The organism is Enterococcus sp. 6D12_DIV0197 (assembly GCF_002174385.1).
GTDB classification, from domain to species: Bacteria; Bacillota; Bacilli; order Lactobacillales; family Enterococcaceae; genus Enterococcus_D; species Enterococcus_D casseliflavus.
This window is the reverse complement of sequence record NZ_NIBN01000001.1, coordinates 2089-3619: the sequence shown is the minus strand read 5'-3', so window position 1 is coordinate 3619 and position 1531 is coordinate 2089. Positions and strand designations below refer to the sequence as shown.

Below are 1531 nucleotides of genomic sequence, written 5' to 3'. Positions count from 1 at the left end.
TTATTTGCTTCTAGTAATTTTAATTCTGGAATAGTTAAGTTTTTTGGTCGTTCATTACTTCCAATTCCAACAGTACCTGTCTCTTATACACATCTAGATGTGTATAAGAGACAGAATATACACTTCTCTTTTAGTACCAGCGGTTTATTTAGCTGGAATAAACGGAAGCTCAATCGTTTTTCTGATACTGATTGTTATATTCCTGTCTCTTATACACATCTAGATGTGTATAAGAGACAGGTGTAATATACACTTCTCTTTTAGTACCAGCGGTTTATTTAGCTGGAATAAACGGAAGCTCAATCGTTTTTCTGATACTGATTGTTATATTCATGTTAGTTCAAAACTTATTGAAAACTTCTATGATAAATGAAATATTTAAATTATCAAATTACATTCTCTTTTTCTGCTTGTTCTTAGTTTGTTTATTGTTTTTGCTTATATCGATATACCTATCTTTTAGAATTACAAAAAAGATGGTTAACCAATGTCCAAATACAGATTAAAGGAGCTTTAACATGTACGATGTAAAGTCAAAAAAATTTTATTGTAACAGATGTAAGAAAGAAATAAGTACTTATGAAACATGTTGGACTAAATGGCAATTTCCTCCCAAAATCAATAGCGCTCAAGAAAAATCCCTCAAGGCTTTAGAGAATCAAAATGCATCTATCTTATGTTTAAAGTGCGCCAACGATATTTTCTCTGAACCGTTTTAAAAAGTTGATGTATTTATACTTCCCGTTATTAGTCACCAAATAAGATGTATTTCAGGATAAAAAAGGTGTCAGAAACTTAATAGTTTTTGATCCTTTTTTGATCCCTCGTTTAAGGGGGCACTGGAACATCCGTACAGAAAATAGCGGTAGTTTTTGGGAATGATTAATTAGAATCATTTTGACAATGACTTTTTGAAACTATAAAACATTGTTATAATAAGATTTTATAACTTATTTTACTGATTGCCAAAAACTAATGTTCCACTCTTATACACATCTAGATGTGTATAAGAGACAGGACTTAGGTTTTTTAGGGTGTTTATAATGCTGGTGTATGTATAGAATCATATCTTAATATTGCTCGAAATACTTTATGCTATAAACGATGTTAAATGATAAAGCTAAGTTCTCCACAAAAATTTGTCATGTTTTTGGAAGGACTTAGCTCTATTCGTCAGTTAACTTATAAAAATTGTGTTCTAAATTTCAATTCACCCGTCTATCATCTCTATAACAAAAAATGTGATAACATCATTCGGTCGCTTTAATGGAAATTAGTCTTTAAACGTTTCTTCAAAAAAAGCTATCATAGTAGCTAGTATTGCTGCAATACCTTGTAATACTCCCTGTGTAGCAACAATACCTGATAAACCTAAGAAGCCTAATACAGCTACTGGAGTAAGACCAACACCTAGTCCCACTGCCAAACTGAAACGGCGATCAAATTCTTCAATTTGGATTTTGTATCTGTCCAACTCTGGAGATAGTCCTGGTGGAAGCTCTCTTGGATCAAAATAGATACCTAAAGATAC

Annotated in this window: 3 protein-coding genes; 2 read left to right on the top strand and 1 reads right to left on the bottom strand. The window is 31.7% G+C overall.

Features of this window, described 5'->3' with window-relative positions; all coding sequences use genetic code 11:
- On the top strand, positions 1-246 hold a 246-nt coding region (locus A5867_RS18040; RefSeq protein ID WP_212648487.1), incomplete at its 5' end, for a hypothetical protein.
- The gene (locus A5867_RS18305) at positions 246-506 is read left to right on the top strand and encodes a hypothetical protein (RefSeq protein ID WP_349290010.1); all 261 of its coding nucleotides are present in this window, start codon (positions 246-248) and stop codon (positions 504-506) included. The genes A5867_RS18040 and A5867_RS18305, both read left to right, overlap by 1 nt.
- 767 nt (positions 507-1273) lie before the next feature.
- Here the strand turns inward: A5867_RS18305 and A5867_RS00015 are convergent.
- A partial coding sequence (locus tag A5867_RS00015; protein WP_170927482.1) for a hypothetical protein occupies positions 1274-1531 on the bottom strand: 258 nt, incomplete at its 5' end.